Source organism: Peribacillus sedimenti (genome assembly GCF_046237635.1).
GTDB classification, from domain to species: Bacteria; Bacillota; Bacilli; order Bacillales; family DSM-1321; genus Peribacillus; species Peribacillus sedimenti.
Genome location: NZ_CP143547.1, coordinates 4,580,515 through 4,594,960, shown reverse-complemented (window position 1 = coordinate 4,594,960; position 14,446 = coordinate 4,580,515). Strand labels below are relative to the sequence as shown.

Genomic DNA, 14,446 nt, shown 5'->3' with positions numbered 1-14,446 from the left:
TCAACAAAGGAAGGACACAAGGAAAGCCATTAAGCTGGGAAGAAGGAACCCTATTCGCGTATAGTGCCGGTGATAAAAAAATGTAATAAAATGGGTCAAAGTTTATTTATATTCCTTACATAAATCGGCAACTATTTCATGATGATTTTTATATAATGGCCAGGTGAGCTTTTGCTTACACTGTATACCAGGTGAAATTCCAATCAATCGGAAGGAACCGATCAGATTAAATTGGGGATGTTTTCATTCATACTTTAGGGAGGGTTTAATTTGACTGCTAGGTTGGCTATGGAGGCGGAATTTGACCAAGAATGGATCGAACTCGTAAAGCAAGCAAAAGAAATTGGGTTGATGTTGGATGAAGTTCGAGAATTTATTTATTCCAACCAAAAAACTGATGAAAATCAAAAATCACCAAGAGAAACATTAGGAATGATTTGATTACAGTCTAATAGATTATTCTCTTAGTCGAAATCAATAAAAAAACAAAAGAATGAGAATGAGAGAGTAAAGTGTAGAAAAACGATGATTTTTTTATTTTTAAGGAGATTTTAAACCTTTTTAGTCTCTTGAAAGTAATGGGAAATTATACTAAACTCGAATTAAAAGTTCTTTAATAAGAACATTGTTCATTAAATAAAATATTTATACTTAATTTGATGGTAGTACGTATAACAAATGAGGTTGAACTGGCCGGGCTATGTCAGAGGATGATGTACATCCTGTTTGGCTTTCCCGGAATATAAATATACTTTCAGACCGGTTTGTGCAATAACTAGGAAGCCCGTTCATTGATGAACCCAGACAATGCCTTGTCAAATGACAAATGGATGATTGTAATTGGAGAGGGGCTCGTGCGGCTCGTTTGTTCTTAAAATAGAACAGAGTTGTCTTTTATGAACACAAAAAGGAGGAAGCGCAATTAGGAGGATGCGGGGATGTTGGGGACACGAATAAGAGAGCTCAGAAAGGAAAAAAATTTAACTTTGTCACATTTGGCCAGAAAAACTGGGATATCAAAATCTTATTTAAGCCAAATGGAGAGAAATATACAAACTAACCCATCCGTTGAAGTTGTTTTAAAAATAGCCAAAGTGCTCGAAGTCCCCATTCAAGATCTTGTTGTGTTGCCAGCAAAGGGTATAAAGCAGGAGACCGAACCCAAGAAGGTTATTAAAGATTGGAACGATTTGATATGCAGTGGATTAAAAGCTGGCATTATTGATGAAAAGTTTCTTGAGGAAATTATAAAAGCAAATCAGAAGGAAGATAAGCGTAAAAAATAACGGTCTTTAGCAGAATCTGATGCAACAGGTCATTCCACATTTAGTACATTCATAGGGTTTTTGTTCTTAAATTTGTGAATTGTTAAACATAGAGAGCAGGAACGGTTATGAACATAATGCTCTATCGTTTCTTTGTTCTGTTTTTAAAAGATTCTGTTTCGATATTACTTTTAAAAATAGTATAAAAGAAAGAATAATCTCTATAATATCGACAATAACCTGACTATTTATGGGTATTTCCTTCGGTATTTTTTTGTTTTTGTAGAAATATGGGCCATGTTGTAAATAAAATACAGAAAACTTTTATAATTCTACGACACCAATCTCCAAAGTAAATACTTGTTCTTCGTTATAATTTCCTTATAGTTCGAAAATTTTGGATTATTTTTACAGAAAAGGGCAAACCTATTGAAAATTAGGGACGCAAAGTCACGGGTCTAAGGTAGGTATATACTATGACGGCTGGACTGCCTGAAATACAATGGGTATTTTAGGAGGGTGAATGGTGTTCGTTAGAATTTGTGAACAACTAGATTTGGATCGGGAATGGGTGCAGTTAATTATTGAAGCGAAGGACGCTGGATTAAAGATTGAGGAAATCAGGGACTTTTTAATCAAGTCGCGCGGTCAGGAGATTCTATGAAAAACTGGATAATGTTTATGAACAAGCCCTTCAAAAGCAGTCCTGTATCCTATCTGCTTTGAAGGGTTTCTTTTTGTAATTGTGGTTAATAATGGAAGTTCCTGTATACTAAAGGAAGAGCATCTGAACGATTTTTCTAATATATATTAATCCAATTGAACCTAGCGTTATTATAATCTGGAATTTGTAGGGTTGCTATCCATACATCAAATATTGTACAGAGGGCCAACAGCGGAGAGAATCACAACAAAAGGGAGCACAGATAACCCAGTGCTCCCAAGTTTTTATTCTAATCCTTTTTCAATCTCCATCTGTTAAACTCAATGAATTCACGGAACTGTTCTTTTGAAACGCCGGAATTCATCGCCTCCTGAATAATCTTAAGCCATTCGGCATCGACGTTTTCGGTATTGACTTCATCATATAGCAAGGCATCCAGAGGAACTTTCAATACAGCTGCTATCTTTTCTAAAAACTGGATGCTGGGATTGGTTTGTAAATTGCGCTCCAGTGAACTCACATAAGACTTAGCAACCCCCGCCTTTTCGGCCAGCTCGGAGATGGATATTTTTCTTTCTTCCCTGATTCGTTTAACTCGGTCCCCAATCGTCATATTCTCACATCCCATATGTGGTTTCTCTAATTTTTTAATATTATGTGCAGGCTCTGTTAAATGATAGTATAATCCATTCTTATTTTAGCGGAAATGCCGCGAATTATCTATCTTTTATTTAAGTACATCAAGTTGTCTGCATTTTGCATACATGTTAGAATTAAGGGTGAATGTTTTGAAGTAAAGTCAGATTCTCTATATAAGGAGAATTTTTCATTATACAGAAATGCCCGGGCGAAAGTATGTTACCCGGTTAATAGAGTACTGAGCTGATCAGATTCTTTAATAAGAGGGGCGTTAAAATATGCTTAATATATTAAATAAAGTATTTGATCCAAACAAGAGGGAAGTCAAGCGGCTTGAAAAAAAGGCGGATCAAATAGAAGCGCTTGCTGCTGAGACGGAAAAGCTTTCGGACGAACAGCTAAGGGCAAAAACAGAAGAGTTCAAGCAGCGTTACCAAAACGGAGAAACGGTTGAAGACTTGCTTGTAGAAGCATTTGCGGTTGTCCGAGAGGGTGCAAAGCGCGCTCTTGGCATGTACCCGTTCTACGTACAGTTAATGGGTGGTGTTGCCCTGCACGATGGAAATATTTCTGAGATGAAGACCGGGGAAGGTAAAACATTGACTTCAACACTTCCGGTGTATTTAAATGCGCTTACCGGAAAAGGCGTTCATGTGGTAACGGTCAACGAATACCTGGCAAGCCGTGATGCCAAGGAGATGGGACAGCTCTTTGAATTCCTTGGACTGACAGTAGGATTGAATCTGAACTCCTTGACCAGCGAAGAAAAGCGTGAAGCATACAATGCGGATATCACATACAGCACAAATAATGAACTGGGCTTTGATTACCTACGTGATAATATGGTTCTTTATCAGGAACAGATGGTACAGCGTCCGCTTCACTATGCGGTAATCGATGAAGTCGACTCCATCCTGATCGATGAAGCCCGTACGCCATTGATCATTTCGGGCCAGGCTGAAAAATCGACCACACTGTATATCCAGGCAAATGCCTTTGTACGCACACTTCAAAAAGACCGTGATTATACGTATGATGAAAAAACAAAGAGCGTGCAGCTGACTGAGGAAGGTATCGAAAGAGCCGAGAAGGGCTTCCATATTGATAACCTTTTTGATATCAGCCATGTTTCCCTGAACCATCACATCAATCAGGCATTGAAGGCGCATGTGACGATGCACCGCGATGTCGATTATGTTGTTCAGGATGGAGAAATTGTAATCGTAGACCAGTTCACTGGCCGTTTGATGAAGGGCCGCCGCTACAGTGAGGGTCTGCACCAGGCGATCGAAGCGAAGGAAGGCCTGGAAATCCAGAACGAAAGCATGACTCTGGCAACAATCACATTCCAGAATTATTTCCGTATGTACGAAAAGCTTTCCGGTATGACAGGGACAGCGAAGACGGAAGAAGAAGAATTCCGCAATATTTATAATATGAATGTTGTTGTGATTCCGACTAACAAACCAGTAATCCGTGACGATAGAGCGGATTTGATTTATACAACCATGGACGGAAAATTCCGTGCAGTAGTAGAGGATATTGCCGAACGCAATGCCAAAGGCCAGCCTGTACTGGTAGGTACGGTGGCAATTGAAACTTCCGAACTTATTTCAGATTACCTGAAGAAGAAGGGCGTACGCCACGATGTCCTGAACGCGAAAAACCATGAGCGCGAAGCGGAAATCATTTTGAACGCAGGCCAACAGGGTGCCGTTACGATTGCGACCAACATGGCCGGGCGCGGTACGGATATCAAGCTTGGTGAAGGTGTGAAAGAGCTAGGTGGTCTAGCAGTTATCGGAACGGAACGCCATGAAAGCCGCCGTATCGATAATCAGCTTCGCGGACGTTCAGGCCGTCAGGGAGACCCGGGTGTCACCCAGTTCTATCTTTCTATGGAAGATGAGCTTATGCGCCGTTTCGGTTCTGACAATATGAAGAACATGATGGTGCGCCTTGGAATGGACGATACCCAACCGATCCAAAGCAAGATGGTGACGAGGGCAGTGGAATCCGCGCAAAAACGAGTGGAAGGCAATAACTTTGATGCGCGTAAACAGTTGCTTCAATATGACGATGTACTGCGCCAGCAGCGTGAAATCATTTACAAACAGCGCTTTGAAGTGCTGGCCAGTGAAAATCTTCGTGAAATTGTGGAAAGAATGATAACATCTTCTGTCAATCGTGCGGTTGAAGCATTCGTTCCGTCGTTTGAAGAAGAGGAGAACTACAATCTGACAGGCTTGGCTGACTATATCAACGGCAATCTCTTGAGCGAGGGCGAAGTGACAGAAGCTGACCTTAAAGGCAAGGATTCTCAGCAAATCGTTGATATGCTGCTGGCTAGAATTACTGAGCATTATAATGAGAAAGAACAGCAGCTTTCTGACGAACAAATGCGTGAATTTGAAAAGGTAATCGTTCTGCGTGCCGTTGACAGCAAGTGGATGGACCATATTGATGCGATGGACCAGCTGCGCCAGGGTATCCACTTGAGAGCCTATGGACAGATCAATCCGCTTCAGGAATACCAGCAGGAAGGATTCGCGATGTTTGAGGATATGATTGCCTCGATCGAGGACGAAGTGGCACGGTATATCATGAAGGCTGAAATCCAGAACAACCTGGAGCGCCAGGAGGTTGTTAAGGGCCAGGCTGTCAATCCTAAGGAAGAAGATGGACCTGTGAAAAGAAAGCCGACCCGTAAAGGTGTCTCTATTGGACGTAATGCACTTTGTCCATGCGGCAGCGGCAAGAAGTTCAAGAACTGCCACGGTCAGGTGGAATAATATACGATAAATGAACGATGGATAAGAGGTCCGGTAATGATGTTTACCGCCTCTTTTCATGTATTCGGCCATATATCAAGTAACACTTAGCGATTACAGTAATAACATGATGAATAGAAATTTTATGAGGTGAAGAATGATGGAATTAGCAGATATCAGAAATGAGCTTGAAAAAACAGCTAAACGTTTAGCGGACTTTAGGGGGTCTCTTTGACTTAGAAGAGAAGGAAGCGCGCATTGCCGAGCTCGAAAACGAAATGTCCGATCCAGACTTCTGGAATGACCAGCAAAAAGCACAGACAGTGATCAATGAAGCGAATGCTTTAAAGGACCAGGTTAATCAGTTGACTGAATTGAATGAGACTTTTGAAAATCTGGACTTAACTTATGAGCTGGTAAAGGAAGAAAGTGATGCCGAGCTTCAGGCTGAGCTGGAGGAAGAAATCACTGAGCTCGCGAAGAAAATGAATGATTTCGAATTGCAGCTTCTTTTAAGTGAAGAATATGATAAAAACAATGCCATCCTGGAACTTCATCCGGGAGCGGGTGGTACCGAATCCCAGGACTGGGGATCCATGCTGCTTCGTATGTATACCCGCTGGGGCGAGAAGCAGGGCTTCAAGGTGGAAACACTTGATTATCTTCCTGGTGATGAGGCAGGGATCAAGAGTGTTACACTTCTATTCAAAGGTCATAATGCCTACGGCTACTTGAAGGCCGAAAAAGGGGTACACCGTCTGGTCCGTATTTCTCCTTTCGACTCATCAGGCCGCCGTCATACTTCGTTCGTTTCTTGTGAAGTCATGCCGGAGTTTAATGATGAAATCGAAATCGATATCCGGACTGAGGACTTGAAAATTGATACGTACCGGGCGAGCGGCGCCGGCGGTCAGCATATCAATACGACTGACTCTGCGGTGCGGATCACCCACATTCCTACCGGAGTAGTGGTAACCTGCCAATCAGAACGTTCTCAGATCAAGAACCGTGCCCATGCGATGAACATGCTGAAGGCTAAGCTATATCAAAGAGAGATCGAGCAGCAACAGGCGGAACTGGATGAAATCCGCGGTGAGCAGAAGGAAATCGGCTGGGGAAGCCAGATCCGCTCCTATGTATTCCACCCATATTCCATGGTCAAGGACCACCGCACCGGCACAGAAACCGGGAATGTCCAGGCTGTAATGGATGGGGACATCAGCCAGTTTATCGACTCCTATTTGCGTTCAAGATTAAATTAATTATATGTATGGAAGAAACCCGAAACCGTGAGTGATGCTTATGGTTTTGGGTTTTTTAAGTTTAAGAAATTATGGATTGAAAACCTGGTTAGTGGCTGGCTTTGCTGGTCGTGATGAACTAGTGACGTCGGCAGGCTCACAGGAAGTGGGTCGCAATGTTGCCAGGCGTTACAGGACGTAAGGTAAGTCAGAGTTGTCCCAGGAGACGGCATGTTTAGCTCACCTTCTATATATGGCGTTATTAGCTGCCCTGCCACTTATGTAGTTTTAGCGGACCGCCAACACGTTGCGCATATAGCCGGCCAGCGCTCAGCTCTAACGCACAGGACGTGACGGTTTGTCGGCCACAAGTCATAAGTCATCTATCCAGATGGACGGCGCCGTTACAAGATGCGTCTTATGTGAAAGGCCCGCCAGGATTGTAGTGCTTTTCCCTTCACTAGCTTGGGAAAAAGGTTTTAGTCTACCTGTTCAAAATTGAGGTACAGGCCTATGTTACCAATTTGCAACCACAATTAAATAGCTTTTGAGCTATTTAATGGGAGGGGTTTCTGTTTATTAACTCTGCGTGTGGTAGTTCACTTTTGTCTGCTAACTATCATTTCTGTATGTTACCTGCAAAATAAAATATTCTGTTCTTTTTTCAGTCTTTTAAAAGAAAAATATAATCTTTATCTTATAAAACTGAAAGAATTGGATTGAAACCTGAATCTAGGTTGCTAAAAGTAAGAAATTTTAATTGGGTTTCACCCATTTATGCTCGATATATTGGGTTTTATGCTCTAAGTTTCTTTTTCTATGCTCGAAATCAGGGATTTATGATCGATATCTGTAATCTTATGCTCGAAACCGGGTTTTATGCTCGAAAATCGAGTTGTATGAATTATTGAACCTGGATACGAGCAGCCTGCCTGTTAGTTGTGAAATCTTGTTTTTGCGGCTTGTTCCTCTATTTCTACTCCACATCGTAGGCCTTTAAGTATGTTTCTCCCTGCCCGGTCTATTCTGTATAATAAATCTTTAGTATCAAGTTTCACCTTCATTTAGAAGTCACTCAGGGCGCCTCCCGCTTTTGTATTTGTCCCATACCGCCAATTCTCATTTATTAAAGTTCTTCCATGAGTTCCTCGAAATCCCTTTTCCTTCAGAAACCGGCGAGTACTATAAAAGTAGCCATGCGAAAATATTAGGATCTTGGTATGCGGTCTTGCCTTAATCATGTTTTAAAATTGGTGGGCCCGCAGTTCAGTTTCTTTTTCCTTGGTTTTGAAATGGAAGTAAAAGAAACCAGGATGCCGAAGCCCGATTTGGTCACTCGTATAGCATATCTCCCCATGTCCGTTCTCGACAGCTGTAAAAGCAGCGTTAATATCAGATCTATTATATTTATGGACCCATTCAGCAAATTCTTTCGCAGTCAAAAACATCTTTTTTCGTTGCCCTGACTTCAAAATGTTTGAGAAGTCCAATTTTCATATGTTCTCCCCAGCATCTTTAATCAAAATGGATGTGTATGTTTTACCCAGAAAAACCTATACACCAACACACGGTCCTAAAGGAATTTAATGAAAAACTCTACTAACAAGATTGTATTGCTTTAATGCTTTATCTGGCTGGCATTTACATCTTGTAAAAACGGATGCTATACTACATTCGGCCTTCTACTAAGATTGCTATTTTATGAAATAGTATAGGTAGAGGGATTTTTAACGAAAACCTTGCGAAATTGCTTGAAATAATATGAATTGGGTAAAAACCGGCCAGCATGATTTACAAAATCAGACATCAATCTGTTTAACATAAGGGGGCTTTTTTATATGAATATGAGAAAGAGGAACAGGGAGCCGGAGCATCCTGTTTTATCAAAGCTCAGTGAGTATGGGTGTGTCTTGCTGGGCTCGGCAATCGTGGCCATTGCATTTAATGTATTTTTATTGCCGAACAGAATCGCTTCAGGAGGAGTAAGCGGGATCAGTACAATTGTGGATGCCACGCTTGGATGGGAACCGGCTTATGTACAGTGGGCGCTGAATGTTCCTCTGTTCATTGCCGGCCTGATTTTTCTTGGGATGCAGTTCGGTGTGAAAACTCTGGTAGGTACTATATTTCTTCCATTTGTTGTTTTTCTGACAAAGCACTGGGAGCCATGGACAACTGATGCCTTGTTGGGTGCGATCTGCGGCGGGATTGGTGTAGGTCTTGGGCTCGGGATTGTGTTCCGCGGGAAGGCATCAACAGGGGGCACAGACCTTGCGGCGCAAATTATCCACAAGTTTACGAATTGGTCCCTGGGAACATGTGTGGCGGTGATTGATGGACTGATCGTGCTGACGGCAGCCATCATCTTTGACATTGAAAAAGGGCTATATGCTTTGATTGCCCTTTATGTTACAAGCAAGACCATAGATGTTGTGCAAATTGGACTTGGGCGTTCTAAGATGGTTTTGGTCATCACGAATCAAGAGCCAGAGGTACGCCATGCGATTATCCATGAAATCGATCGGGGAGTGACCAGATTATCAGGTGTGGGCGGCTATACGGAGGACGAGCGGCCGATCTTGATGTGTGTTGTTGACCAATCGGAATTCACGAAATTGAAACAAATCGTGAAAAACGTTGACCCGAGGGCGTTCGTCATCGTTGCCGATGCTTCAGAGGTGCTTGGTGAAGGTTTTAAACGGGCATAAAACTGGTATACTATTCCTTGTATATTATGTTTGGGGGGACTTCTTATGAAAAAGAAGCTACTGACGCTGTTTATGGGAACGGCACTCATTTTAGCCGCATGTGGCGGTGGAAACTATGATAATGAGTCTGCGGAAGGCGGAACTTCTTCAGCAGGAGACGGCGATGCAGCGGAAATTTATAAAAACAAGTGTTCAGGGTGCCATGGTGAAAAACTTGAGGGTGTGGTCGGACCTAAACTTAATGATATTGGGAGCAGGCTTTCAAAAGAAGATATCGAAAAGGTAATTGAAGAAGGCAAGGGCTCTATGCCGTCGAAAATTGTTACCGGAGACGATGCTGCCAAAGTTGCGGAATGGCTTGCCGGAAAAAAATAGGATATATTTTCGTCCTTCCATTTGGGAGGGCGTTTTTATTTGCAGGGTGTTCAGTTGTTCATACATCTAAATGAAATGAAACTGTAATAATATTTAGCTTATAATGACAAAGTTAGATGTTATAATGTGTTTGGGTAACAGGGAAACCTGTTATTTTTTCATGTTTATTGTCATTGTAAAGCTGCAAAAGATATTTCTGATAATTTTTGATAGATGCGCCAGGCTTAATTGCCTCTTGTAAAATGGCGCAAAACGATTCACTGAATGTGATAAGTCTAATACGAATGAAAATATAGGTGGTTTTATTATTATGATAGAAATGTCAGAGGTTAAGAAAACCTACCCGAATGGTGTGGTTGCCCTTAGCGGGGTCAACGTCAAGATTAAGCAGGGTGAATTTGTATATGTCGTGGGTCCCAGCGGTGCAGGGAAATCCACTTTTATAAAAATGATGTACCGGGAAGAGCGTCCGACAGAAGGGAATATTGTCGTGAACGGGATAAGCCTTCCAAAGCTGAGAAATACAAAGGTACCCTTGTTCCGCAGGAATATAGGGGTCATCTTCCAGGACTTCAAGCTGCTTCCGACGCTGACTGTCTATGAAAATGTGGCCTTCGCCATGGAGGTTATTGAAAAGCATCCTGTGGAAATCAGGAAGCGTGTAATGGAGGTGCTTGACCTGGTGGGGCTGAAGCACAAGGTCCGGATGCTGCCATCAGAGTTATCCGGTGGAGAGCAGCAAAGGGTTTCTATCGCAAGGTCGATCGTCAATTCGCCAAAGGTAGTCATTGCTGATGAGCCTACAGGTAACCTGGATCCTGAGACATCATGGGATATCATGAACATTTTTGAAGAAATCAATAAACGGGGTACAACGGTAATCATGGCTACACACAACAGAGACATTGTAAACAATATCAAGCATCGGGTTATCGCTATTGAAGGCGGTAAGATTGTCCGTGATGAGCAGCGAGGTGAGTACGGTTATGAGTTTTAATACACTTCGCAGGCATTTCCGTGAAAGCGGCAAAAATCTCGGGCGAAACGGCTGGATGACTTTCGCATCCATCAGCGCAGTGACGGTGACACTGCTGCTTGTCGGGGTATTCTTTGTCATCATGATGAACCTGAACCATATTGCCGGAAACATCGAAAAAGATGTGGAAATCAGGGTTCATGTAGATTCTGCGGCCACTGAGCAGGACCAGCAGCTGATTGGTACAAAGCTCGAGCAAATCAAAGAAGTCGATTCAGTTACTTTTTCCCCGAAAGAGCAAGAATTAAACAATTTAATTAAAGATATGGGCGAAAACGGACAGGCTTTCGAGCTGTTCGAACAGGATAATCCGCTTCGTGATGTATATGTCGTAAAGACAAAGAGTCCGCAGGATGTTATCAAAGTGGCCAAGGAAGCGGAAGGCTATAATTATGTCCAGTCTGTAAAATATGGACAGGGCTATGTCGAAAAAATGTTTGATGTGGTGAACGTTGCAAGAAATATCGGGATTGTCCTGATTTTGGGCTTGCTGTTCACGGCCATGTTCTTAATCTCCAATACGATCAAAATCACGATCGTTGCAAGAAGAAAAGAAATCGAGATTATGAGATTGGTGGGCGCGACAAATACCTTCATCCGTTGGCCGTTCTTCCTTGAGGGGCTATGGCTCGGAGTATTGGGCGCTTTCGTTCCGATTGCGATTATCGGCGGTGTTTACTACTACCTTTTCGATTTCGTCAATCCGAAGATTAATATTAAATTTGTAGAATTACTTCAGCCATCTCCATTTATCTATCAGATTGCAGCAATCCTGCTGCTGTTGGGCGGATTGATCGGGGTTTGGGGAAGCTTAATGTCCGTTAGAAAGTTCCTGAAAATATAAAGTTAGTAATAGGTTACGAGACTTTTGTAAAAGCAGTTACGAGATTTTTGACAAAACATCATGGGTAGCCCTGGACAGCAGGGCGGAGGGCGTCAGAGGCCGTACAATTACGGCCTGTACCTTCTCTTTTTAAGTTCCACTTGCAGGGAAGAGAAAGAAAGGGGAAAGCGAATTGAAAAAGAAAATCGTAGCATTAAATACAACAATCGTACTTGGATTAACCAGTATCTTTTCCGTTCAGGGAGCAGCTGCAGAAAGCATCTCTGACATGGAACAAAAAGTGAACAGGATTCAGGAAAAAAGACAGGATATCCGTTCGGATATACATAGTGCCAATGAGGAAATCAACCGTCTTCAGGACCAGCAGGTCAGCCTGGAAGAACAAATGCAGCGGATCGAAGCGGCGATTGATGAATCCAATCGAAAGATTACAGAAAAGAATAATGAAATTCTCGACACGAAAAATAAAATTGCCGAGCTGGAAAAAGAGATTGCTATTTTAAAAGAGCGAATTAAGAAGAGAGACGCTTTATTAAAGGAACGGGCAGTATCTTTCCAAGAGTCAGGCGGTAACGTGAATTATTTGGAGGTTCTTCTGGGTTCCTCGAGCTTCAGTGATTTTGTCGGCCGTGTAAACGCGGTTGCGACCATTGTGGAAGCGGACCAGCAAATCCTTGAAGAGCAAGAAAGAGACAAAAAAGATCTGGAAGACAAGCAGAAAGAGGTAGAAGATAAGCTTGCCAATCTGCAAGACATGCTCTCTGAATTGCAAACGATTAAAGCCAATCTTACCAAGCAGATGGCTCAAAAAGAAATCTTAATGAAGAAGTTGAAAATAGAAGAAAAAGAACATGTACATGAAAAAATGGGTCTTCAGGAACAAGCAGAGACGCTTCAGGCTCAAGAGGTAGCATTGCAAAAAGCTATTGGCCTTGAGAAGCAGCGCCAGGCCGAGCTTGCAGAGGCTAGGGAACGTGCGGCGGCAGAAAGAAGGCAAGCAGCTGAGGCTGCAAGGAAACGTGCAGCACAGTCTGCGCCGAAAAGCCATTCAAATTCAAGCAGCTCTGCTAAGTCAGCACCTGAGACCAGAAGTGCTCCGGCACCAGCTCCAGCCCCAGCCCCAGCACCGGCTGTTTCAGCTGGATTGTTCACCAACCCATCCGCTGGAGTAGTCACTTCAACAATGGGTGAAAGATGGAATAAGCAGCACGCCGGTATCGATATCGCTGCTGGGGGCACTGTGCCAATCGTGTCTGCAGCAGACGGCGTAGTCATGCGCGCCTATGTGTCCAGTACCTATGGAAACTGTGTAATGGTCACTCACTCGATCAATGGCCAGGTTTGGACGACTGTTTATGCTCACCTGCGCTCCATGAACGTAAGCACAGGCCAAGTGGTGGCAAAGGGCCAGCAAGTCGGTATCATGGGTAACACTGGCCGCTCATACGGACAGCACCTGCATTTTGAAATCCACAAAGGACCGTGGAATGTTGCAAAATCCAACGCTGTGAATCCTTTAGATTATGTTCATTATTAATAGAAGTATAGATTAATGGATGGGCCCGGCAGGCAATAGTCGGGCTTTTCTTTTTTTACTAAGAAGGGGCAAGTTTATGTAAACTAGTGTGCTATACTTCTGTTCTTGTGGTTAAATTTGGACAGCTGGTTTATTAGACTTTTAAAATCTTCAGTTAGCCGTTTGGTGGGCCATTCATTGTTCTAATTGTAGGTAACAAGATTATAACGACATTTTGAAGAAGTTAATGACAAATTCCCGGTTGTAAGGTTCATCGCTTTTTAATTTGAATTTTTGAAAGAAAAATAGATATAAACCGTTAAAAAGTTCCTCACATTACATAAAAACCTGCTTATCGTTATAATTTATGAGTTTCTAATAGGCTTGCAAGTCCTTTATGCTTGAAATAGGGCCGTGTATGCTCGAAATTCACATTGTTATGCTCGGAATCCGGGATTTATGCTCGATATTGCATTCTTATGCTCGAAACTCAAGTCTTATGAGCGAACCCGCAAGTACCCAGTTGTCATATTTCCAGCAAAGGCACGCACTAAAACTTTAGACTACAATTTCTCCTAATCATCATACCCTTTTGCGTAAAACTCTCCCTGCCCAGTCCATTCAGCATAAAAAATTCTTTCAGGTGAAGACAAATTCAGTTTTCTTAGCTCGGATTGAAGCCATTGCTTGGTCTTGCCGATTTTTGTTAGCTCTTTTTCCAGTATGCGTCCTTCATCAATTAACATAATCGAGGGTTTAGGCTGCCTGGGCGCAGTATTTTCCTCTGCAGCAGAGGGCTCATGCTGTATGATGCTGACGGCTCCATTTGGCTCAAGAATTGCATATTCCACATCCTTAATGGAAAACACACCCTGCTGCCGGAGCATGGAACGAAGCTGCTCCATCTCTATATGGTTTTTCTTTATCGCCCTAAGGTTGATTTTTCCTTCCTCGATCAGCATGTCCGGGACTCCTTTCAAAGGGCGCCTTAGCACATCTACTTTTTGGACGATGACCTCAACTGTATAAATAAGAACACTCCATAGTGTGATTGCGAACAGGATATGGAGGACAGAGATATTTTTGCTATAAAGGGCCTCTTCCAGAATGCCGCCCAGTATGAAGGTGTATATGAAATCAAATGGGGTTATATCAGACATTTCTTTTTTTCCCATAATGCGCATGACAATGAGGAGGGCAATAAACCCGATGATTAGTTTGATCGCAATGCTGCCGTATAGCATGTTGTTCACTCCCTTCTGCATTCCTTTTCCCATCAAGAAATGATGATAATCTAAATAAATTTTCCCGTATTTCCATCATGCCCCTGTCTTGCGTAATATTTTGTACAAGCCATTCATAGGATGTAAAAAAAGAGATGGATTGC

General features: G+C 42.6%; 13 protein-coding genes and 1 riboswitch. Of the genes, 10 read left to right on the top strand and 3 right to left on the bottom strand.

Features of this window, described 5'->3' with window-relative positions; genetic code table 11:
• Positions 1–270 precede the first annotated feature (270 nt).
• From V1500_RS22575 to V1500_RS22565, 3 genes are all read left to right on the top strand, one after another.
• Positions 271–441 (top strand): anti-repressor SinI family protein, encoded by a 171-nt coding sequence (locus tag V1500_RS22575; protein ID WP_409302808.1) that lies wholly within the window; start codon positions 271–273, stop codon positions 439–441.
• A 497-nt stretch (positions 442–938) separates the two neighbouring features.
• On the top strand, positions 939–1,286 hold the full coding sequence (locus V1500_RS22570) for a helix-turn-helix domain-containing protein (RefSeq protein ID WP_409302806.1): 348 nt from the start codon (positions 939–941) through the stop codon (positions 1,284–1,286).
• 388 nt (positions 1,287–1,674) lie between these two features.
• Positions 1,675–1,761, top strand: a riboswitch (cyclic di-GMP riboswitch).
• A 27-nt stretch (positions 1,762–1,788) separates the two neighbouring features.
• The gene (locus tag V1500_RS22565) at positions 1,789–1,929 is read left to right on the top strand and encodes an anti-repressor SinI family protein (RefSeq protein ID WP_409302804.1); all 141 of its coding nucleotides are present in this window, start codon (positions 1,789–1,791) and stop codon (positions 1,927–1,929) included.
• A 289-nt stretch (positions 1,930–2,218) separates the two neighbouring features.
• Here V1500_RS22565 and V1500_RS22560 read toward each other — a convergent pair whose 3' ends face one another.
• Complete coding sequence (locus tag V1500_RS22560; RefSeq protein WP_409302802.1) at positions 2,219–2,542, bottom strand: helix-turn-helix domain-containing protein; 324 nt, start codon at positions 2,540–2,542, stop codon at positions 2,219–2,221.
• A 304-nt stretch (positions 2,543–2,846) separates the two neighbouring features.
• Between V1500_RS22560 and secA the strand changes: the two genes are divergently transcribed.
• Together secA and prfB are read left to right on the top strand one after the other, a co-directional pair.
• Positions 2,847–5,360 (top strand): preprotein translocase subunit SecA, encoded by a 2,514-nt coding sequence (secA, locus tag V1500_RS22555; RefSeq protein ID WP_409302800.1) that lies wholly within the window; start codon positions 2,847–2,849, stop codon positions 5,358–5,360.
• Between the two features lie 139 nt (positions 5,361–5,499).
• Positions 5,500–6,601 (top strand): peptide chain release factor 2 gene (gene prfB, locus V1500_RS22550; protein WP_409306091.1). Its coding sequence is split into 2 segments (ribosomal slippage): positions 5,500–5,571 and positions 5,573–6,601, totalling 1,101 coding nucleotides; the frame shifts between segments, so codons are not numbered across the junction.
• 1,223 nt (positions 6,602–7,824) lie between these two features.
• Here the strand turns inward: prfB and V1500_RS22545 are convergent.
• Positions 7,825–8,070 (bottom strand): hypothetical protein, encoded by a 246-nt coding sequence (locus tag V1500_RS22545; RefSeq protein WP_409302798.1) that lies wholly within the window; start codon positions 8,068–8,070, stop codon positions 7,825–7,827.
• A gap of 354 nt (positions 8,071–8,424) precedes the next feature.
• Between V1500_RS22545 and V1500_RS22540 the strand changes: the two genes are divergently transcribed.
• The 5 genes from V1500_RS22540 to V1500_RS22520 all read left to right on the top strand — a co-directional run bounded on the left by V1500_RS22540 (position 8,425) and on the right by V1500_RS22520 (position 13,080).
• Positions 8,425–9,288 (top strand): YitT family protein, encoded by an 864-nt coding sequence (locus V1500_RS22540; protein ID WP_409306090.1) that lies wholly within the window; start codon positions 8,425–8,427, stop codon positions 9,286–9,288.
• A 45-nt stretch (positions 9,289–9,333) separates the two neighbouring features.
• Entirely contained in the window at positions 9,334–9,663 is a 330-nt protein-coding gene (gene cccB, locus V1500_RS22535) for a cytochrome c551 (protein ID WP_409302796.1), read from the top strand.
• A 310-nt stretch (positions 9,664–9,973) separates the two neighbouring features.
• Positions 9,974–10,660 (top strand): cell division ATP-binding protein FtsE, encoded by a 687-nt coding sequence (gene ftsE, locus V1500_RS22530; RefSeq protein WP_409302794.1) that lies wholly within the window; start codon positions 9,974–9,976, stop codon positions 10,658–10,660.
• Entirely contained in the window at positions 10,650–11,543 is an 894-nt protein-coding gene (gene ftsX / locus V1500_RS22525; protein ID WP_409302793.1) for a permease-like cell division protein FtsX, read from the top strand. The genes ftsE and ftsX overlap by 11 nt, the downstream gene beginning before the upstream one ends.
• A 172-nt stretch (positions 11,544–11,715) precedes the next feature.
• On the top strand, positions 11,716–13,080 hold the full coding sequence (locus V1500_RS22520) for a murein hydrolase activator EnvC family protein (RefSeq protein ID WP_409302791.1): 1,365 nt from the start codon (positions 11,716–11,718) through the stop codon (positions 13,078–13,080).
• 554 nt (positions 13,081–13,634) lie between these two features.
• Here the strand turns inward: V1500_RS22520 and V1500_RS22515 are convergent.
• Positions 13,635–14,303 (bottom strand): DUF421 domain-containing protein, encoded by a 669-nt coding sequence (locus V1500_RS22515; RefSeq protein ID WP_409302790.1) that lies wholly within the window; start codon positions 14,301–14,303, stop codon positions 13,635–13,637.
• Between the last annotated feature and the right edge of the window lie 143 nt (positions 14,304–14,446).